The organism is Bradyrhizobium sp. LMTR 3 (genome assembly GCF_001693485.1).
Lineage (GTDB): Bacteria > Pseudomonadota > Alphaproteobacteria > Rhizobiales > Xanthobacteraceae > Bradyrhizobium.
Map to the genome: position 1 here is coordinate 75,638 of NZ_MAXC01000014.1, position 17,048 is coordinate 92,685.

Below are 17,048 nucleotides of genomic sequence, written 5' to 3' on the forward strand. Positions count from 1 at the left end.
CCATTTCGCGCTTTTCCGCAATTTCGACTTCATTCTCGTCTCGGTTTAGATTCTCGGCTTATGATGCCGGCCAGCGATTGCTTCCGTTGCCCTGACAAAGGATGCGGACGTCATGCCAAAAAAGGGAATCACCGGCCACGACGAGTGGGTTGTCACGGAAGCGCTGGCGACGGCGCTGGTCGCACTTGAGCAGCTCGAGCCGACCCAGCAGTCGCGCCAGCAGATGGACGACATCCGCAAACTCCTGGCGGCCAATTGTCAGCCCGGGACCATCAACCTGCATCTCGCCCAGGCCAAGTGCCGGCTGAACCCCCATGCCGATCGCGCCGTCATCTATCGCGAGTACGGATTTCAGGACTGGGAAGTCTGAATGGCGAGTGTGCTACCTGCTGGAATAAGCTCGGAGCGCTGGTGTTCTGCCGTAGGGAACGGACCGCGACAATTCTGTGCGGAAGGCTGAGAGGATATTGGGATGAAACTACCGCACACACCCGCCACGGCAATAGCTCTGACGATTTTGGCCGCGACGATCGCCCTGTCCGCGCCCGCCCGAGCCCAGACCTACGATCCGAGCTACCCCGTTTGCCTGCAGGTCTACCAGGGCTTCGTGGACTACTATTTCGAGTGCCACTATCGAACGATGGCGCAGTGTCAGGCGTCGGCATCGGGCCGCCCCGCGCAATGCGTCGTTAACCCGTACTATGCCGGGCGCGGCAAGCGCCAGAAGCGGTACCAGTCCTATTGAGAATCCGTTCGCCCCGACGGGACGGCGCTCGGCGTGGCTCGCACCTCGCCGCTCCCGCCCCGCTACTCACCAGCCGTAGCTGCCGAGCGCCAGCGGCCTTCGTGGTGCCTTGGCCGTTCGCGTTGTGTCGGACTGCAGGCAGCGCCGCGCCGCATCGATCTCGGCATCGCTCGCGCCCTTGCTTCGTGCCCAGTGCTCCGCGGCGGGCGCACTGTATTTCGCCACGTAGTAGCGCACGACCGGACACGAAATTCGACGCAAGACACCGGACTGGTCACTCGCAAATGCGGCGCTTGATGTCCCCAGACACAGCGCCAGCACACACATCCAACGTAAGGCCATGTGATTCCCCTCTCTATGTCAGAGGGCCATGGCTTTCAGCGACGCAGCAAGCCCGATTGTGAGTTCCGCCTACGGAACGGTTGGAGCTGTGCTTAAGCCGCAACTATTACTGTCGTGACGGCGCCGCTCCGCCCGGTGAACGCGACTTTCTGCGATCATTAAAATTGATTGTTTACGAAAAAGACCGAACCTGATTGCCGCCCGGGGACAATCCGGTAACCTCTGCTTGCCAGAGCTGCGTGAACCGTTGGTAGCTCAGATGGAATTCGAACGCCGATCTGTCGCAAGGACGACGATTTCGAAAAGCGCGTTGCTGTTCTTTGACGCCCAGCGCGGTGTCTTCACCTGCCGCGTTCAGGATGTCACGAATTGCGGGGCTGGAATTGAACTCCACGACCTCAACCTGCTGCCCCTGAATTTCGAATTGACCTTCGATAATTTTCACAACATTCGGGAATGCCGCGTGATCTGGCGGCAAGGCGATTTCGTCGGTGTTGCGTTTCAAAACTGATCGATCTGCGACCAGGCGCCATCCCGCAGCCGCTGCGCAGACGCGAGCGGCGCACGCGCCAACTCGCTCGAAGCCGCTATCGAGGCGTATCCTGCAAAGCCGAGAGACCCGACCAGGCGGGACCGCCGCGGGCAAAACAGCCTTGAAGACAAAAGACTCTTAGAGACAAAACAGCCTCGGGGAATGGAACTAACAGCGGGGCTCGGCGTCGAATCCCTGCTTCGGTTCCACTGGCACGCAAGCTAATGACCGGCGAGCCTCCTTCCCGTATCGTTTGCGCTCGGGTCGTTTGGAGTTTGTGACGGGAGTTCGAACATGTCCTGGGATCGTCCGTTCGCTCAGCCTGTGCCGCTCCCGAAGGGGCCGCCAGCGCAAACCCTGCGAGACGCCGCCGACTATATCAGGGCCCTTCCTCAGCCTGAACGCGACCGTCAGGAATGGCGGCTTGCCGTCCAGATGCTTATTGATGCCGCCGAAGATCGTGGACCCATGCTGTTCGCGCGCATGGGAATTGTCAGGGCCTTTGAGACGAGTATTGAAACGACGCTCGATGCGGGGCCCCAGATCCCGCCAAGGCAAGCCGAAAGAAAGCGAAGCTGAAGGAAGATCGTGACGCCGGCATCTGGACCCAAGTCGGCGCCACGCAGATGGTGCCGGAGAGCATGAAGACGCCTCAAGCCCGGCATTTCCAATTCGCACGAGAACTCGCGTTCGCAGGCGAAGTGCAAGGCACGCCGCGGCCGGACGGCCGTGGTCCTGCCTAGGCTACCTTCCTAATTCGGAAATCATCGATCCGCTTGCCGGATTTCAGTTTTGCAGCGAGCCAGCGAGGCGTCTTCCCCCGGCCTGCCCACGTCTCGGACGGCCGATCGGGATTCCGGAATTTCGGAACGACCGTTGGATATGGACGCCGCCCTGTCGATGATTTCGTGCGCTCAGCTTCGACGACGCCCTTGAGTTGTTTCAGGCGATCTTCAAGGAGGCGTTTCTCTGCAAGCAGAGACGTTGCAAGCCTGGCGACTACTTCTTCGTGGAGTGCCCACAGCTCATCCGTGGACATTGATTTGAAGTCTTTCTGGTTCACGACCGTCCCCAATCATGATTCGATGGTTGTCATCGTTGGTTGCAAAAGATGAGTAGAATAAGGCCGATACCAGAACCTCCTTCGGGCAGAAAAGTTCCATCTTCGGGCAGAAAAGTTCCATCCCCTCGCATCGTGGCACGACACAACCATAACGGAATCCGCTAAAAGATGCACCGATAAGCTGCGCAAAATTTTTCTCCGCGGGTTGCAACTGTTGATTGATTCAGACGCAGAGCCCGCGATCATTTGAGGCTAACCGCCTCTCGTTGGCGGTTCCCTAATCACAGCTTCCGACCGATCGCTTTGCGGACGATCGGAGCCGGCATCGAGGGCATCGTCAGCACCCCGTCCGCAATCATTAAGGAAGCGCCGGCGGCGGCGACCATCTGTGGCTTTCGTCCGACGCTATTTGGCTGCCCATAATAGCCGAGCGCCCGTCTCCCTGGGGTAGGTGATAGGAGCGGCACCCGGCTATTCGGGCCGCGCGGCGGTGCGGCCTGAACAGGAACTCATTTATGATTTAAGGGAACTTTAAAAAGTCGTTGAAGCATAACGATTTTTGTCGGAATGCATCGCGCGCATCAGCACTGGGCTTGCCGCGGAACCGAAACGACGCAAACGGAGATGAACAACCTGACGTGAGGAAACGTAGCGCCTTCGACACGTTTTCCACTGTCTTGTGAAAAAACGGCCGAGCGAGGACCCCTTGAGTCCGCTACCACCCGAATTCGATCGCGACGAGGCGCTGGTGTGCATGGCGCTGGCGTTCTGCCTGGCCGGTGCATCGACCAGCATCATCTACCGGCTGCTGGGTTAGGCGGTCCAGACGGTCAGTGAAACCACTGCGCGCATGCCAACGAGCGAGCGGCGCTTTTAGTTTTGCGATGTGATACTGCCGATGAAGCGAGGTGAGCGGCGGCGCGAATGTTCGCGATCAGGAGTAGACGAGGCCCGGAGTGCCTAGGAGTCCGGGCCTCGTGGCCTCCAGTGGTAGCGCGCGTCGTGATGAACGAGCGCCCTGCCCCCCGCTGCAAGCGACGGCGTTATAGATCGGCGTTACGTGCACAGCCAATCCGTACGAGTACGGTGAGCGTGCGCCGCACGGTTCTGTGTGACAAACTGATCAGCAAGACGCGGTAGCGCGAATAACGAAACGGTATTTGGGTTGGCGATCACTGTATTCCGTCTCGCTCCAGAGGCGAGATCTGCGGCGAGCTACGACAAGCGCAGCTATTCGCCTGCCTCTACCGCTTATCGAATGGAATATACTGATGATATTCTTTCGGCACCGAGTTCCGGTAACGAGCGGGCACCGTGCCGCGGTCGATCGAACGGTCGATCTCCTGCTGCCGGGTCATCTTGGCCGATTTCTTTTTCTTCGGCGCTGCCTTCTCCTTTTCGGCCGCGGCGGCTTCCGGTGCGGCGGGGGCCGACGTTGCCGTTTCGGCAGTGCCGCCAGCCGGCGCGCCCTGCGCGAGCGCTGCGGCCGGCAGGAGTACGAGAGCCGCCGCCGACGCGGCCAGCACAAGACGAGACGGCTTTTGCATGAAGAACTCCGGTTCTGGCCTGCTCCGTTTCCAGCCTGATCCTATTACGTCCGCAACCGTCCGCACACCGGGATTTTGGCGAGGCGGACGGGCATGGACCGGCTATGCTTGACCCGGCTGCAGGTCGTAAAAACGTATGCAAGCCGGCTGCACTGCCAGTCCGGACCAAGCGCTGCGCTCAAGACCGGCTCCGGCCTGGACAGGCCGGGCGCAAAGAAACCGACGGCGCAGGCCAGCGAGACGATGGCGGCGGCGAGAACCAGGTTCTTGAGGGTCCACCAATTGTGCGGCATGGCGGGTCGCTCCTGCTTCGAAAGCGCGGAGCATAGGATCATCCCGCCGCAGTGCTTGTGAACGACTTCACACTACACGGGTTTGTGCGCGAGCCCGATGGACCCGGAAATGGGTATAACTCGCGCAAATCCGTTGCGCACGCGCAACGCTTGATCGACATTGCCCTCGGGCGAGCGCGTGTGCGGGGCGTGCGATGGACGAGCAGGAAACAGGAAAACAGGATTCCGCCAAGCAGGAAGCGAGCTACGACTACCATCGCTACAAGCAATTGCTGGCGGAAGCGGTCGACGAGACCAAACGGCTCGAACTGATCGAGATCATAATCAGGGAGAAGGCCCGCGACAGGCTGGAGGCGCAGCGGATCGCGGACCGCGTAGCGATGACCGCTATGACGGTTGCGCGCGTCCTTGGACCGGGGGGCCGTCGCGATAATATCTGGAAGAGCGATCACTTCTCCGAAGCAAGCATCGCCAGCGAGCCGACCAGCCCGATCAGCGCACAGGCGAGAAGGCCATATTGAAGGATCGCCAGCGCTCGCCCTGGACTTCGGTCAGCCGTTGCCATCTCGTAGAGCAGCCAAGCTGACGTAATCCCGTTCATTAGGGTCAGTCTGGGCCATTTGCTGCTCACGCAAGCCTCCCCTGCTCTACCCGACCCCTTTCGACGCTGGCATTTTGCCCCGGCTTCACTTACCTAGTCGCCAATCCGCGCGCGCGGCGCGCCCAACCCCAAGAGTGAAAGCGACAAGGCCTCTTTTATGAGTGGATTCAAGGAACCTAATTTCGCGGATCGCCAGAAGGCCGCGATGCAGGCGCGGCAGAACATTTTGAACAAGTTTCGCGCCCAGCCGGGACCCGATGATCCCGAGGTGAAGCGCCGCCAAGCCGAGCGCGAGGCCATCGCCGCCGCCCGCGCCAAGGCGAGAGAGGCCAAGGAAGCCGAAAAAGCCGAACAGAAACGTCGCGAGGCCGAGGCCGCCGCGGCGGAAGCCGCCAGATTAGCGCGCGAAAAGGAAGAAGAAGCCGCCAGACAGGCGGCGCTGGAGGCTGAGCAAAAGGCCAAGCGCGACGCGCGTTACGCCGCACGCAAGACCAAGGGCAAGAAGAAGTAGGCCTGCGATCCGCGGTCGATGCTGGCGCGTCCGCTTAACGGTCATTCCGGGATGGTGCGTTAGCACCAGACCCGGAATCACGATGCGGCTCAGTTCTTCTTCATGCCGTCTTCTTTTTTCATGCCGTCGTGCTTCATGCCTTCCTTCTTCATCATGCCGTCCTCTTTCTTCATGCCGTCCTTGGACATGGACTCCTTCTTCATGCCGTCGCCCTTGCCCATTTTGTCCTGAGCGAAGGCGGCCGGCGCGAACGCGAGGCCGAGCGAAACAAGAGCGGCAGAAAGGCCGAGGCCGATACGGGTCGTGGTGGTGGTCATGGGATGGTCGTCCTTGGTTTGGGTTGGCTTCTCGAAAGCGACGTCTGCCGCTTCCCCAACGACGATGGCGCGACCGGTTTTGTTACCGGCTACGCCCCAAAGTTCTGCAATTCTCACGGTTAGTTGAAGCGGGCACATTCAGCTAATATGCGCTTAAGCCGGTCCGGATTGCCGATCCAAGAACCCTTTGCAGGGGACAAACCATGCTCACGCGCCGCCATGTCATCGCATCTGCGCTCGCCGCGCCTGCCGTGCTTCGTTTCGGCACCGGCACGGCCGATGCGGCCACCACGCTGAAGATCTCGCATCAGTTCCCGGGCGGCACCATTGACAAGGGCGACTTCCGCGATCGGCTGTGCCGCATCTTCGCCGCCGAAGTCGCCAAACGCAGCGGCGGCGAGATCGCAGCCGACGTCTATCCGAACGCCTCGCTGATCAAGACCAACGCGCAATTCTCGGCAATGCGCAAGGGCGCGCTCGATATCAGCCTCTACCCGATGCCGTATGCCGGCGACGAGCTGCCGGAGACCAATATCGGCCTGATGCCTGGCCTGGTCGCAACCTACGACCAGGGCCTGCGCTGGAAGAACGCGCCGGTCGGCAAGGCGCTGACCGACTTCCTCGCCGACAAGGGCATTATCCTCCTCACATGGGTCTGGCAGGCCGGCGGCGTCGCCAGCCGCTCCCGACCGATCGTCGAGCCTGACGACGCCAAGGGGCTGAAAGTGCGCGGCGGCTCGCGTGAAATGGATGTGGTGCTGAAGACCGCGGGTGCCTCGGTCCTGTCGATGCCATCGAACGAAATCTACACCGCGATGCAGAGCGGCGCATGCGATGCCGGTATCACCTCCTCCACCAGCCTGATCTCGTTCCGCCTCGCGGATGTCGCCAAATCACTGACCTCGGGCGCCGGCGCCTCCTATTGGTTCATGCTGGAGCCATTGATGATGTCGAAGGCAATCTTCGACAAGCTACCCAAGAAGCAGCAGGACATCATCCTGACGGTCGGCAGCGAACTGGAAGCGTTCGGCCGCAAGGGCGCGCAGGACGACGATATCGAGGTCGCCAAGGTCTATGAGAAGGCCGGCGCCAAGGTCAGCACGCTCGATGTCGCGACCGTCAGCAAGTGGCGCGACATCGCGCGCGATACCGCCTGGAAGGACTACAGCGCCAAGACGGCAATGTCGGCCAATCTGCTGAAGCTCGCCAGCGACGTCCCCGCATGATGCATGGTCCGCTTCCGGATCAACGCCCCGCGCGCGCCACGATCGAGCCGCCGCCCACCACCTGCAACAGGTCGGTTCTGACAGCCTCGATATGCTGCTCCAGAAACCGGCAGGCCTGGTCGATCTCTTTCGCCCGGCACAGCTCGATCAGGTGAGCGTGCTCCTTTTCGGCCGTGCCCATCGCCTTGGTATTGGAGAGTTGCAGACGCGTGTAGCGGTCGCTGGTCTGCAAGAGCGCCACGACGATCGCCTTGGTACGCGGCTGTCGGGCGTGAACGTATAGTGCCATATGGAAGTCAGCGTTGAGCTGCCCCCATTCGCTGACGTTGCGCGCCTTGATCGCTTTCTCGAAGCGCTTCTGGATGTCGTCCAGCGCGGCAAAGTCTTGTTCCGCAAAGTGCGGCGCCGACTGCGCCAGAAGCCGCGGCTCCATGATTCCGCGAAGATCGAACACGTCGTTGATTTCGTCCAGCGATAGCTCCGAGACGATCGCGCCTTTTTGCGGGACGATGCGCACCAGCCCCTCCGCCTCGAGCTGAAACAGCGCTTCGCGCACTGGAATGCGGCTGACGCCGTATGCCTCGCCCAACGCATCCTGCCGCAGTTGTGAGCCGGCCGGATAAGTCCCGTCGAGAATGGATTGCCTGAGCTGATCGACGATCGCAGCCGACAGCGTCCGGTGCTTCAGAGGGACTTTCATTTGATCTTCCGTCGTCATCGCCGGCCTTTCCGATCGAGGCGGCCCCGTTTCGCACGTTGAAATAGTCCGCCGCAGCAAAAGCCGGGGCGTCCATAATCTCCATTTGACAAGATTGTATAAATTATACAATTTCGAATGGCACGAGAAATCTTGGCGGGCAGCGGGGCTCTTTATGATCGAGCAGGCAATTGCGGACATGCCAGCGTTCAGCGCCCGGGGGATCGTCGTCAGGGCTTCGAGTCTTCTGCTCGCCTTCGAGCGCATCGCGCTGATGGGGCTGATGTATTTGCTGACGGCTCTGATCCTGGTGAACGTCGTCACCCGCTATTCGCACTTCCCGATCTACTGGATCGATGAATCGGCGGTCTATTGCGTGGTCTGGCTGACCTTTATCGGCGCCTCCGCCATGACGCGGCTCAGGCTCGACTTCGCCGTCACCATGATGACCGAGCGCCTCACGGCGCGGCATCAGAAGCTCGCGAAGATCATCGCGACGGGCATGGTCGTCGTGTTCGGCGTGGCGCTCGTCATCACCTGCTTCCTCTGGATGGATCCAATCGGGCTTGCCCGCGCCGGCTTCGACGCGCGCAAGCTCGCCGCCGAGACATTCAACTTCCTCTACACCGAGCGCACCCAAACGCTGAACTGGCCGACTTGGGTGCTCTATCTGACGCTGCCGATCTTCGCGGTCTCCATGACGATTCATGGCCTGGCAAACCTGCTCGAAGATCTCGAACTGGTGCCACGGACGCCGCCAAAGGGCTTTCAACTCTCCGAACTCGACGGGGTCAACTAGTGATCACGTCAGCCGCCTTCATCGCGATCATGCTGGTCGGGGTACCGATCGGTCTTTGTCTTTGCCTGGCCGGGTTCGTCTTCATCATCGCGTCAGGCAATCCGGTTCTGTTTCAGTCCTATCCGCTGCAGCTTTTCGGCGGTGTTGACAGCTATGGCCTGATCGCGATCCCGCTCTTCATTCTGATCGGCGAGATCATGAACGGCGGCGGCATTACCCGGCGCATCGTCGACATGGCGATGGCCTTTGTCGGCTCGCTGAAGGGCGGGCTCGCCTACGTCAACATTCTCGCCAACATGTTCATCTCCTCCATCCTGGGATCTGCGACCGCACAGGTCGCGATCATGGCGCAGATCATGGTGCCGGAGATGGAAAAGAAGGGCTACGACAAGACCTTCGCGGCCGGGTTGACCGCCTATGGCGGCATGCTCGGACCGATCATTCCACCCTCGGTGATGTTCGTCGTCTACAGCGTGCTGGCGCAGGTATCGGTCAGCGACATGCTGATTGCGGGCATCGTGCCGGGCGTGATTCTGACGGCGATGTTCTGCATCGCCATCGCACTGATGGGATACGTCTACAACTATCCCAAGGCTGATTATCAGACGCCGCGGCAGCGGCTTGCGACGATCCTGCGCACATCGCCGACGCTGCTGATTCCGATCGTGATCGTCGGCAGCATTCTCGGCGGGCTCGCCAACGCGACGGAGTCCGCGGCCGTCGGCGCGGTAGCCGCCGCTCTCGTCGGAAAATTCTGGACCAAGGAGTTCAGGTTTTCGCAGCTCCCGCAGATGATGCTGCGCGCAGGCGTCTATTCGGCGATCGTGCTGTTTCTGGTCGCCGCGGCCGCCGTGTTCTCCTGGGTGCTGGTGTTCGGCAAGGTGCCGCAGGAGACCGCCGCATGGATCCAGTCGGTCGCCAAGGATCCTGTCAGCTTCATGCTGCTTTGCAACGTGATCCTGCTGGTGATCGGAACGGTGATCGACGGCATTCCCGGCCTGATCATGACGGTGCCGATCCTGCTGCCGGTCGCGACCGAGATCTATCACATCGATCCGCGCCAGTTCGGCGTCGTCGTGGTGATCAACCTGGTGCTTGGATTGCTGTCGCCCCCGGTCGGTCTTTGCTTCTTCGTGGCCGCCGCCGTCACCGGCGCCAAGCCCGGCAAGATGTTCATGGTGACGCTGCCGCTGTTCGGCATCTCCTGCATCCTGCTGGTGCTGCTCTCGCTCTATCCCTCCCTCTCCCTCGTCCTCATCAAGTAGGTCCAAACCCCTTAAGGAGCATTCTCATGTCGCTTTCACGTCGCCGCTTCCTTGCCGCCAGCGCGGCCGTGCCGCTGTTCGCGCCGTCGTTGGCGTTGGCGCAAGCCAAGGAATTCCGCCTCGGCCTGATCACGCCCAACGGTCATTCCTGGAACAAGGCGGCCTTAAAGCTCGGCGACGACCTCAAGGCTGCTACCAACGGCCGCCTGACCATGACGGTGTTTCACTCCGGCCAGCTCGGCAACGAACCGGCGATGATGCAGCAATTGCAGTCCGGCGCGCTCGACATGGGCTTCATCCAGGCTGCCGAACTCGGCTCGCGCGTGCCGCATATCGCAGCGATCAACGCGCCCTACATCGTGCGCTCGACGCCGTCGGTCGCCAAGTTCGTCCGCCATCCGGCCGCGATCAAGCTGTTCGAGGTGCTGCCCCAGGAAACCGGCACGATCGGCCTCGGCTGGGGCATCACCGGCATGCGCGCCATCTTCTCGTCGAAGGACCTGACGACCTTGGCCGATATCAAGGGCATGAAGCTGCGCATCAACCCGACGCCGGTCTATCGCGATTTCTATTCGTCGCTGGGCGCAGCGCCGACGCCGATCCCGACGCCCCAGGTGTTCGACGCCATGACGAACGGCCAGGTCGACGGCCTCGAGGCGGACCTGGAGTTCTCCTGGAACCAGCGCTTCGACAAAGTGTCAAAAGTCATCCTGCAGATGAATGCCGTCTTCATGCCGATGGCAGCGATCGTCTCCGGCCGCGTCTGGCAATCGCTGCCGGCGGCCGATCGGGAGCTGATCACCAAGACCGTCAAATCGACGCTCGATGCGCAGATCGATGAATTGGCGGGCAATGAGCCCAAGCTGATAGAGAACTTCAAGAACGCGCCGATCCCGATCCGTCAGGTCCCGGCCGGCGATACCGAAGCGGTCATTGCCGAATTCGACAAGGTCTGGCTGCCCAAGGCCCCGGTCCTTGCCGAGTTGCGCAAAGTGGGCGCGACGCTCTGATCCCATCCCATTGTTTTCAAGCCAAAGCCCGGCGGATTCATCAATCTGCCGGAACAATTCCAATGGAGCTAAACAAATGAGCCCACGCATTTCCTGGGAAGGCGTCTTCCCGGCCGTCACCACGCAATTCAATGACGATCTGTCGCTCAATATCGATGCGACCGCGAAGGTCATGGACGGCCTGATCCGCGACGGCGTTTCCGGATTGATCGTCTGCGGGTCCGTCGGCGAGAACACGTCGCTGGAGCGCAAGGAGAAGGTCGCGATCATGGAAACCGCGAAATCCGTTGCAGCCGGCCGTGTCCCCGTCCTGTGCGGTATTGCGGAATTCACCACGGCGTTTGCGGTCGAAACCGCCAAGGAAGCCGCACGTGTCGGCATCGATGGCGTGATGGTGATGCCTGCGCTGGTCTATTCGTCCAAGCCGCATGAGACGGCCGCACATTTCCGCGCGGTCGCCACGGCGACCGACCTGCCGGTGATGCTCTACAACAACCCGCCGATCTACAAGAACGACGTCACGCCGGACATTCTGGCTTCGCTTGCCGACGTCGAGACCGTCGTCTGCTTCAAGGACTCCTCCGGCGACACACGGCGCTTCATCGACACTCGCAACATGGTTGGTGACCGTTTCGTCCTGTTTGCCGGCCTCGACGACGTCATCGTCGAGAGCGTCGCCATGGGCGCGGTCGGCTGGGTCTCCGGCATGTCGAACGCCTTCCCGCGCGAGGGCGAGACCTTGTTCCGCCTCGCCAAGGCGGGGCGTTATGCCGAGGCGATGCCGCTGTACGAATGGTTCATGCCGCTATTGCACCTCGACGCCCGCCCGGACCTCGTCCAGTGCATCAAGCTCGGCGAGCACATCATGGGCCGCGGCACCGCGCAGACCCGCCCGCCGCGGCTGGCGCTGCTGCCGCACGAGAAGGCAGAGGTCGAAGCGATGATGGCGAAAGCGCTCAAGAACCGGCCGATGCTGCCGAATGTCGGGCTGAAGGCCGCGTAAGCGGCCTATCCTTGCTGCGTCCCTCATGGTCAGGAGCGCGAAGCGCGTCTCGAACCATGAGGCCCCGCCTGTGGCCTACATCCTTCGAGACGCCCGCTTCTCGCGGGCTCCTCAGGATGAGGAGTTTGAGCAGCTATGACGCAGGACTATTTCTCGGTCTTCTTCGCGTTCAGCGCCGCCGCCACGCGGCTGACCGGTGGGCGGCCGATCAGCCCACTGACGACATTGGTTGCCGCGACCAGCTTTGCCATGTCGACGCCCGTCGCAATCCCCATGCCTTCGAGCATGTAGACCACGTCCTCGGTTGCGACGTTCCCCGTCGCGCCGGGGGCGTAGGGGCAGCCGCCGAGGCCGCCGGCGGCGGAATCGATCACGCGGCAGCCTTCCTCCATCCCGGCATAGAGATTGGCGAGCGCCTGGCCGTAGGTGTCGTGGAAATGCATCGCCAGATTGGCCATCGGCACAAGGCCGGCGACCGCGCGCAATAGCTGCCGCGCTTTCAGCGGCGTGCCGACGCCGATCGTGTCGCCGAGCGAAATTTCGTAACAGCCGAGATCCCACAATACCTTTGCGACATCGACCACCGCCTGCGGCTTGATTTCGCCCTCATAGGGACAGCCGAGCACGGTGGAGATATAGCCGCGCACCCTGACACCATCGGCCCTGGCGCGGGCGAGCACCGGCTTGAAGCGTTCGATCGATTCCGCGATCGAACAATTGATGTTGGCGCGGGAAAAGCTTTCCGACGCCGCAGCGAATACTGCGATCAGTTTGGCGCCGGCAGCCTGAGAAGCCTCGTAGCCCTTCTCGTTCGGCACCAATACCGGCAGTTCGCAATTCGTGTGATGGCTGACGCCGCGCAACACCTCGGCCGATCCGACCATCTGCGGGATCGCCTTCGGAGAGACGAAGGCGCCGACCTCGACGGTGTGGAGGCCCGCGCCGATCAATGCCTCAATGAACGCGATCCGGTCGGCGACGCTGATCGGTGTCTTCTCGTTCTGCAGCCCGTCGCGCGGGCCGACCTCGACAATGTGAACGCCATCGCTCATGACGCCACCGCCGGTTCGATTTCGGCAAGTTCAACGCCTTCGCCGACGATATCGCCGACCTTGCACCTGATTTTCTTCAACACGCCCGCAAAGGGCGCGCGCAGGGTCTGCTCCATCTTCATGACTTCCAGCGTCAGGATCGCCGCGCCCTTCTCCAGCGTCGCACCTTCCTCGGCCAGCAGCGCCACTACGGTTCCGGGCAACGGCGCCACGATCTTGTCCTCGCCGACCAGTTCCTCCGTCTCGCCGCCGAACGGATCGACCCAATGCAGATCGAAGCGGCCGTTCCGGGTGCGGAGGTAAAGCTCGTGGCCTTCGATCACGGCCGTGACGCGCGATTTTATGCCCTCGATCGTCAGATCGAAGCTGCCTTCTTCCGCGGGCGAGGTCGCGAAAACGAGCTCGTGCTTGCCGATGGTCAGTTTCGACGGACCATTGCCATAGTGCAGCGTCACCTTGTGTTCGATGCCCTGCCCTTGACGGAACGAGAACACCCGCTTCCGCTGGCCGACCGGCATCCAGCCAAACGTCTGCCAGGGCGAATGCACTTGCTTCCGCGCAGCGTTCTGCTCATCGACAACGATTGCCGCTACCGCAGCACAAAGCTCGAGATCCCCTGCCGTTCCCGAGAATTCCGTCAGCTTCTTCAGTTCACGCTCGATGAAGCTAGTGTCGATGGTATTGGCGCGCACCTGCGGGTGCGTCACCAGCGCGGACAGGAACGGAATGTTGGTGACGATGCCGCGGACGTCGGTCTCTTCCAGCCCGCGGTTCAGCCGCTCGATCGCTGCCTGACGGGTCGGCGCCCAAGAAATGACCTTGGCAAGCATGGCATCGTAGTATGGCGACACCGCATCGCCGCTGCGGTAGCCCGCATCGATCCGCAGGCCGTCGACCGCCTCAGGCGTCCGCCAGGTCCTGATCCGGCCGACCGATGGCATAAAATTCTTCTGCGGATTTTCGGCATAAACCCGCGCCTCGATGGCGTGTCCGTTCAGCTTGATCTCGTTCTGCGCCAACGGCAGCTTTTCACCGAACGCCACCCGCAACTGCCATTCGACGAGATCGACGCCAGTGATGAGCTCGGTCACGGGATGCTCGACCTGCAGGCGGGTATTCATTTCGATGAAGAACACCTCCTTGCCGTCGGAGACGAACTCGATGGTGCCGGCGCCGACATAGTTCACGGCCGCGGCCGCCTTGCGCGCAGCGGCGCAGACCGTCTCGCGCTGCGTGGCATCGAGCGTCGGCGACGGCGCCTCCTCGATCACCTTCTGGTGCCGCCGCTGCAGCGTGCATTCGCGCTCCCAGAGCGAGAGCAGATTGCCGTGGCTGTCGCCGATGATCTGCACCTCGATATGCCTTGGGTTTTGCACGAATTTCTCGATCAGCATGCGGTCGTCGCCGAATGCCGCCTTCGCTTCGCGTTTGGCGCTGACGATCGCAGCCGCAAGCTCTGCGGCCGAATTGACCACGCGCATGCCCCGCCCGCCGCCGCCGGCGGAAGCCTTGACCAGCACGGGGAAGCCGATCTTCTCGGCGGCCTTTGTCAGCGTCGCCTCGTCCTGGGCCTCGCCGTGATACCCTGGCACCAATGGCACGCCGGCCTTTTCCATCAGTGCTTTCGAGCCGGACTTCGAGCCCATCGCGGTCATCATCTCGGCCGTGGGGCCCACGAAGACCAGCCCGGCATTAAGACACGCCTGCGCGAATTCGGCATTTTCAGACAGAAAGCCGTAGCCGGGATGGATAGCCTCGGCACCGGTCTGGCGCGCCGCTTCGATCACGCGCTCGATATTGAGATAGCTGTCGCGCGCACGCGCCGGCCCGAGCAGCACGGCCTCGTCGGCCATAGCGACGTGCATGGCGTCGCGGTCGGCCTCGGAGTAGACGGCGACGGTACGCAGGCCCATGGCCCGCGCGGAGCGGATCACACGGCAGGCAATCTCGCCGCGGTTGGCGATCAGGAGGGTGCGAAAACGCCGGTAAAGCTTCGAGCGGTCCATCATCACATCCTGAACAAGCCAAACTTCGTGGGTTCGATCGGCGCGTTGGCCGCGGCGGACAGCCCAAGCCCCAGCACCAGGCGGGTGTCGGCGGGATCGATCACGCCATCATCCCACAGCCGCGCGGTGGCGTAATAGGGATTGCCCTGGCTTTCATACTGGGCACGGATCGGCGCGCGGAACTTGTCCTCTTCCTCGGCCGACCAGCTTTCGCCTTTCGCCTCGATATTGTCGCGGCGGACCTGGCTCAGCACCATGGAGGCCTGCTCGCCGCCCATCACCGAAATACGCGCGTTCGGCCACATCCAGAGGAAGCGTGGAGAGTAGGCGCGGCCAGACATGCCGTAATTTCCGGCACCATAGGAGCCACCGATCACGACAGTGAATTTCGGCACGCCGGCGGTCGCGACCGCCGTCACCAGCTTGGCGCCATCGCGCGCGATGCCGCCGGCCTCGTATTTCTTGCCGACCATGAAGCCGGTGATGTTCTGCAAAAACACCAGCGGAATATTGCGCTGGCAGCACAGCTCGATGAAGTGCGCGCCCTTCAGCGAACTCTCGCTGAACAGGATGCCGTTGTTGGCGATGATGCCGGCCGGGTAGCCCCAGATATGGGCGAAGCCGCAAATCAGCGTGGAGCCGTAGAGCTTCTTGAACTCGTCGAACTCCGAGCCGTCGACGATCCGCGCGATGATGTCGTGGACGTCGAAGGGTTTTCTGCCGTCGGCGGAGACGACGCCATAGATTTCCTCGGCGGGAAACAGCGGCTCGCGCGGCTCGCGCATGTTCAGCACCGCGCGCGTCGGCGGCTTCAGCGTGGCGACGATGCGCCGGGCGATTCCGATCGCATGTGCATCGTTCTGCGCATAGTGATCGGTGACGCCGGAGTGGCGGGAATGCACGTCGGCGCCGCCGAGCTCTTCGGCGGAAACCACCTCGCCGGTCGCGGCCTTCACCAGCGGCGGGCCGCCGAGGAAGATGGTGCCCTGGTTGCGCACGATGATGCTCTCGTCCGACATCGCCGGCACATAGGCGCCGCCCGCGGTGCAGGAGCCCATCACGATGGCGATCTGCGGAATGCCCTGCGAGGACATCTGCGCCTGGTTATAGAAGATGCGGCCAAAGTGCCGCTCGTCCGGAAAGATCTCGTCCTGCATCGGCAGGAAGGCGCCGCCGGAATCGACCATGTAGACGCAGGGCAGATTGTTCTGGCGCGCGATATCCTGCGCGCGCAGATGCTTCTTCACCGTCATCGGATAATAGGTGCCGCCCTTGATGGTGGCGTCGTTGGCGACGATCACGCATTCGCGGCCCGAAATACGCCCAACCCCGGTAATGACGCTCGCAGAATGGACGTCACCGCCATAGAGCCCGTGGGCTGCCAGCGGCGATAGTTCGAGAAACGCCGTGCCGGGATCAACCAGCAGGTCGACGCGCTCGCGCGCCAGCATCTTGCCCCGCGATGTATGCCGCTTGCGCGACACCTCGCCGCCGCCGCCGGCGACCACCTTGAGCTTCTCGCGCAGTTCGGCCACGAGCCCCCGCATCACGTCGGCATTGCGGGCAAACTCGGAGGACGTAGGATCGATGGTGGAATGAAGCGGCATGATCGGCGTTTCTTTGGATGCGAGGGAGCCGTTGGAATGGCTTCAGGACGGCCGGAGCGTAACGTTCGAGGAGGATATGACAGCCTGTATCATCTTTGCCTCGATGTGAAGTTCAAGCCGTCTTCTCGAACAGCTCCCGGCCGATCAGCATGCGGCGGATTTCGCTGGTGCCGGCGCCGATCTCGTAGAGTTTTGCGTCGCGCAACAGCCGTCCGGTCGGGTAGTCGTTGATATAGCCGTTGCCGCCGAGGAGCTGGATGGCGTCGAGCGCGCATTGCGTCGCCTTCTGGGCGGCGTAGAGGATGGCGCCGGCGGCGTCCTCGCGCGTGGTCTCGCCGCGGTCGCAAGCCTTTGCCACCGCATAGACATAGGCGCGCGAGGCATTCATCGTGGTGTACATGTCGGCGATCTTGCCCTGCACGAGTTGAAACG

Annotated in this window: 21 protein-coding genes; 10 read left to right on the plus strand and 11 right to left on the minus strand. The window is 62.1% G+C overall.

Annotation, left to right across the window (positions count from 1 at the left end; all coding sequences use genetic code 11):
• The first annotated feature begins 112 nt into the window (after nucleotides 1–112).
• Together LMTR3_RS14815 and LMTR3_RS14820 are read left to right on the plus strand one after the other, a co-directional pair.
• The gene (locus LMTR3_RS14815; protein ID WP_028346177.1) at nucleotides 113–370 is read left to right on the plus strand and encodes a hypothetical protein; all 258 of its coding nucleotides are present in this window, start codon (nucleotides 113–115) and stop codon (nucleotides 368–370) included.
• A gap of 102 nt (nucleotides 371–472) precedes the next feature.
• A complete protein-coding gene (locus tag LMTR3_RS14820) occupies nucleotides 473–745 on the plus strand; it encodes a DUF3551 domain-containing protein (RefSeq protein ID WP_065745821.1) in 273 nt (90 codons plus the stop codon).
• Between the two features lie 66 nt (nucleotides 746–811).
• Here LMTR3_RS14820 and LMTR3_RS14825 read toward each other — a convergent pair whose 3' ends face one another.
• Together LMTR3_RS14825 and LMTR3_RS37600 are read right to left on the minus strand one after the other, a co-directional pair.
• Nucleotides 812–1,087: a hypothetical protein gene (locus LMTR3_RS14825; RefSeq protein ID WP_065745822.1), complete on the minus strand. Its 276-nt coding sequence runs from the start codon at nucleotides 1,085–1,087 to the stop codon at nucleotides 812–814.
• A gap of 172 nt (nucleotides 1,088–1,259) precedes the next feature.
• Nucleotides 1,260–1,592, minus strand: coding sequence for a hypothetical protein (locus LMTR3_RS37600; RefSeq protein WP_141686628.1), 333 nt, complete (start codon nucleotides 1,590–1,592; stop codon nucleotides 1,260–1,262).
• Between the two features lie 321 nt (nucleotides 1,593–1,913).
• Here LMTR3_RS37600 and LMTR3_RS14835 point away from each other — a divergent pair, with 321 nt between their 5' ends.
• Nucleotides 1,914–2,198, plus strand: a complete 285-nt coding sequence (locus tag LMTR3_RS14835) for a hypothetical protein (protein ID WP_065745824.1) — start codon at nucleotides 1,914–1,916, stop codon at nucleotides 2,196–2,198.
• A gap of 160 nt (nucleotides 2,199–2,358) precedes the next feature.
• Here LMTR3_RS14835 and LMTR3_RS36420 read toward each other — a convergent pair whose 3' ends face one another.
• The 3 genes from LMTR3_RS36420 to LMTR3_RS37605 all read right to left on the minus strand — a co-directional run bounded on the left by LMTR3_RS36420 (nucleotide 2,359) and on the right by LMTR3_RS37605 (nucleotide 4,522).
• Nucleotides 2,359–2,682, minus strand: a complete 324-nt coding sequence (locus tag LMTR3_RS36420) for an H-NS histone family protein (RefSeq protein ID WP_082637532.1) — start codon at nucleotides 2,680–2,682, stop codon at nucleotides 2,359–2,361.
• A 1,244-nt stretch (nucleotides 2,683–3,926) separates the two neighbouring features.
• On the minus strand, nucleotides 3,927–4,229 hold the full coding sequence (locus LMTR3_RS14840; protein WP_065745825.1) for a hypothetical protein: 303 nt from the start codon (nucleotides 4,227–4,229) through the stop codon (nucleotides 3,927–3,929).
• 44 nt (nucleotides 4,230–4,273) lie between these two features.
• Entirely contained in the window at nucleotides 4,274–4,522 is a 249-nt protein-coding gene (locus tag LMTR3_RS37605) for a hypothetical protein (RefSeq protein WP_141686629.1), read from the minus strand.
• Between the two features lie 194 nt (nucleotides 4,523–4,716).
• Here LMTR3_RS37605 and LMTR3_RS14850 point away from each other — a divergent pair, with 194 nt between their 5' ends.
• Together LMTR3_RS14850 and LMTR3_RS14855 are read left to right on the plus strand one after the other, a co-directional pair.
• Entirely contained in the window at nucleotides 4,717–5,043 is a 327-nt protein-coding gene (locus LMTR3_RS14850; protein ID WP_065745827.1) for a hypothetical protein, read from the plus strand.
• Nucleotides 5,044–5,280: 237 nt separating this feature from the next.
• Nucleotides 5,281–5,634, plus strand: coding sequence for a DUF6481 family protein (locus tag LMTR3_RS14855; protein WP_065745828.1), 354 nt, complete (start codon nucleotides 5,281–5,283; stop codon nucleotides 5,632–5,634).
• 89 nt (nucleotides 5,635–5,723) lie between these two features.
• On the opposite strand, the gene LMTR3_RS14860 is transcribed toward LMTR3_RS14855, so the two are convergent.
• Nucleotides 5,724–5,951 (minus strand): pentapeptide MXKDX repeat protein, encoded by a 228-nt coding sequence (locus tag LMTR3_RS14860; protein WP_057844241.1) that lies wholly within the window; start codon nucleotides 5,949–5,951, stop codon nucleotides 5,724–5,726.
• A gap of 203 nt (nucleotides 5,952–6,154) precedes the next feature.
• On the opposite strand from LMTR3_RS14860, the gene dctP reads away from it, so the two are divergent.
• Entirely contained in the window at nucleotides 6,155–7,177 is a 1,023-nt protein-coding gene (gene dctP, locus LMTR3_RS14865) for a TRAP transporter substrate-binding protein DctP (protein ID WP_065745829.1), read from the plus strand.
• Nucleotides 7,178–7,196: 19 nt separating this feature from the next.
• On the opposite strand, the gene LMTR3_RS14870 is transcribed toward dctP, so the two are convergent.
• On the minus strand, nucleotides 7,197–7,877 hold the full coding sequence (locus tag LMTR3_RS14870; protein ID WP_057844223.1) for a GntR family transcriptional regulator: 681 nt from the start codon (nucleotides 7,875–7,877) through the stop codon (nucleotides 7,197–7,199).
• Nucleotides 7,878–8,049: 172 nt separating this feature from the next.
• Here LMTR3_RS14870 and LMTR3_RS14875 point away from each other — a divergent pair, with 172 nt between their 5' ends.
• The 4 genes from LMTR3_RS14875 to LMTR3_RS14890 all read left to right on the plus strand — a co-directional run bounded on the left by LMTR3_RS14875 (nucleotide 8,050) and on the right by LMTR3_RS14890 (nucleotide 11,951).
• Complete coding sequence (locus tag LMTR3_RS14875; RefSeq protein ID WP_502686634.1) at nucleotides 8,050–8,673, plus strand: TRAP transporter small permease; 624 nt, start codon at nucleotides 8,050–8,052, stop codon at nucleotides 8,671–8,673.
• Entirely contained in the window at nucleotides 8,673–9,938 is a 1,266-nt protein-coding gene (locus tag LMTR3_RS14880; RefSeq protein WP_065745830.1) for a TRAP transporter large permease, read from the plus strand. The genes LMTR3_RS14875 and LMTR3_RS14880 overlap by 1 nt, the downstream gene beginning before the upstream one ends.
• Before the next feature lie 26 nt (nucleotides 9,939–9,964).
• A complete protein-coding gene (locus LMTR3_RS14885; RefSeq protein ID WP_065745831.1) occupies nucleotides 9,965–10,948 on the plus strand; it encodes a TRAP transporter substrate-binding protein in 984 nt (327 codons plus the stop codon).
• Nucleotides 10,949–11,024: 76 nt separating this feature from the next.
• A complete protein-coding gene (locus LMTR3_RS14890) occupies nucleotides 11,025–11,951 on the plus strand; it encodes a dihydrodipicolinate synthase family protein (RefSeq protein WP_065745832.1) in 927 nt (308 codons plus the stop codon).
• Between the two features lie 146 nt (nucleotides 11,952–12,097).
• Here LMTR3_RS14890 and LMTR3_RS14895 read toward each other — a convergent pair whose 3' ends face one another.
• The 4 genes from LMTR3_RS14895 to LMTR3_RS14910 all read right to left on the minus strand — a co-directional run.
• The gene (locus LMTR3_RS14895; RefSeq protein WP_065745833.1) at nucleotides 12,098–13,003 is read right to left on the minus strand and encodes a hydroxymethylglutaryl-CoA lyase; all 906 of its coding nucleotides are present in this window, start codon (nucleotides 13,001–13,003) and stop codon (nucleotides 12,098–12,100) included.
• Nucleotides 13,000–15,009, minus strand: a complete 2,010-nt coding sequence (locus LMTR3_RS14900) for an acetyl/propionyl/methylcrotonyl-CoA carboxylase subunit alpha (RefSeq protein WP_065745834.1) — start codon at nucleotides 15,007–15,009, stop codon at nucleotides 13,000–13,002. Before LMTR3_RS14900 ends, LMTR3_RS14895 begins: the two co-directional genes overlap by 4 nt.
• Before the next feature lie 2 nt (nucleotides 15,010–15,011).
• Entirely contained in the window at nucleotides 15,012–16,616 is a 1,605-nt protein-coding gene (locus LMTR3_RS14905; RefSeq protein WP_065745835.1) for a carboxyl transferase domain-containing protein, read from the minus strand.
• 112 nt (nucleotides 16,617–16,728) lie between these two features.
• The coding region (locus tag LMTR3_RS14910) for an acyl-CoA dehydrogenase family protein (protein ID WP_283809283.1) at nucleotides 16,729–17,048 on the minus strand (320 nt) is incomplete at its 5' end.

Coding starts and splice junctions, on each gene's coding strand:
- LMTR3_RS14815 (WP_028346177.1), top strand. CDS start 113: ATGCCAAAAAAGGGAATCACCGGCCACGACGAGTGGGTTGTCACGGAA.
- LMTR3_RS14820 (WP_065745821.1), top strand. CDS start 473: ATGAAACTACCGCACACACCCGCCACGGCAATAGCTCTGACGATTTTG.
- LMTR3_RS14825 (WP_065745822.1), bottom strand. CDS start 1,087: ATGGCCTTACGTTGGATGTGTGTGCTGGCGCTGTGTCTGGGGACATCA.
- LMTR3_RS14835 (WP_065745824.1), top strand. CDS start 1,914: ATGTCCTGGGATCGTCCGTTCGCTCAGCCTGTGCCGCTCCCGAAGGGG.
- LMTR3_RS14840 (WP_065745825.1), bottom strand. CDS start 4,229: ATGCAAAAGCCGTCTCGTCTTGTGCTGGCCGCGTCGGCGGCGGCTCTC.
- LMTR3_RS37605 (WP_141686629.1), bottom strand. CDS start 4,522: ATGCCGCACAATTGGTGGACCCTCAAGAACCTGGTTCTCGCCGCCGCC.
- LMTR3_RS14850 (WP_065745827.1), top strand. CDS start 4,717: ATGGACGAGCAGGAAACAGGAAAACAGGATTCCGCCAAGCAGGAAGCG.
- LMTR3_RS14855 (WP_065745828.1), top strand. CDS start 5,281: ATGAGTGGATTCAAGGAACCTAATTTCGCGGATCGCCAGAAGGCCGCG.
- LMTR3_RS14860 (WP_057844241.1), bottom strand. CDS start 5,951: ATGACCACCACCACGACCCGTATCGGCCTCGGCCTTTCTGCCGCTCTT.
- dctP (WP_065745829.1), top strand. CDS start 6,155: ATGCTCACGCGCCGCCATGTCATCGCATCTGCGCTCGCCGCGCCTGCC.
- LMTR3_RS14870 (WP_057844223.1), bottom strand. CDS start 7,877: ATGAAAGTCCCTCTGAAGCACCGGACGCTGTCGGCTGCGATCGTCGAT.
- LMTR3_RS14875 (WP_502686634.1), top strand. CDS start 8,050: ATGATCGAGCAGGCAATTGCGGACATGCCAGCGTTCAGCGCCCGGGGG.
- LMTR3_RS14885 (WP_065745831.1), top strand. CDS start 9,965: ATGTCGCTTTCACGTCGCCGCTTCCTTGCCGCCAGCGCGGCCGTGCCG.
- LMTR3_RS14890 (WP_065745832.1), top strand. CDS start 11,025: ATGAGCCCACGCATTTCCTGGGAAGGCGTCTTCCCGGCCGTCACCACG.
- LMTR3_RS14895 (WP_065745833.1), bottom strand. CDS start 13,003: ATGAGCGATGGCGTTCACATTGTCGAGGTCGGCCCGCGCGACGGGCTG.
- LMTR3_RS14900 (WP_065745834.1), bottom strand. CDS start 15,009: ATGGACCGCTCGAAGCTTTACCGGCGTTTTCGCACCCTCCTGATCGCC.
- LMTR3_RS14905 (WP_065745835.1), bottom strand. CDS start 16,616: ATGCCGCTTCATTCCACCATCGATCCTACGTCCTCCGAGTTTGCCCGC.